At 52.4% G+C, this 699-nt stretch carries 1 protein-coding gene and 1 tRNA gene; both read right to left on the bottom strand.

Annotated elements, in window-relative coordinates:
* Positions 1–227, bottom strand: a 227-nt coding sequence (locus JNK54_10770) for a hypothetical protein (protein ID MBL8024741.1), incomplete at its 3' end; no start/stop codon positions are given.
* Between the two features lie 179 nt (positions 228–406).
* Positions 407–480: transfer RNA gene (locus JNK54_10775), tRNA-Gly, on the bottom strand.
* Between the last annotated feature and the right edge of the window lie 219 nt (positions 481–699).

Genomic DNA, 699 nt, shown 5'->3' on the forward strand with positions numbered 1-699 from the left:
TCTTTCGGGAGGCCCGCTTGGGATGCCTGAACCATCATGAAGGTTTGGCCGGCTAGAAGTTCTATTGTGTTCGTGGTACTGCCAACACGGTCTGGGCTAGAAACTCCTTTCGAGGTGACAGTGCTGAAGTATTGCTCCTCCGCCTGCAAGATGGGAAGGAGGCCGACCAACAAACCAGAAACCACGAGGGCAATCAGGTAATACGCTCTCCAAGGTTTAAGCCTCATAGGTGATGCGAGTTTGGATAGTTTTTTTGGTTTGAAAAACCCGTCGACCGAATCTCAGCCTCCATGCTCGCGTGCCCCCCCGCCCCTACGTCCTTGAACATCCTGGAACCTCATTGAAATCTAGGGATTTGTTAGCAGCCCACGTTAGCATGATTTTCACAAATCCTTGATAATCAACTTGGAGCGGGTGAAGGGAATCGAACCCTCGTCTCAAGCTTGGGAAGCTCACATTCTACCATTGAACCACACCCGCTTCCTGAAGACGCGTTGGTGTTAACAAGTTCGGCCGCACTTGGCAACTGAATGTTTCCCCGTTTTCGGATGCCGTCCTGCCCTCAGGGACCGTGGAAAAATCAATCCGGGTTTTGCTGGAGGAATTCTAACATTCTGGCGAGGCACGAGAGAGGAGCATACCCACAGCGGTCTGTGACGAGCGAGTAACGAAGCCAGAATCTGAGAAGGACCCAGCCCC

This window comes from Elusimicrobiota bacterium (assembly GCA_016788905.1).
GTDB lineage: Bacteria > Elusimicrobiota > Elusimicrobia > FEN-1173 > FEN-1173 > JADKHR01.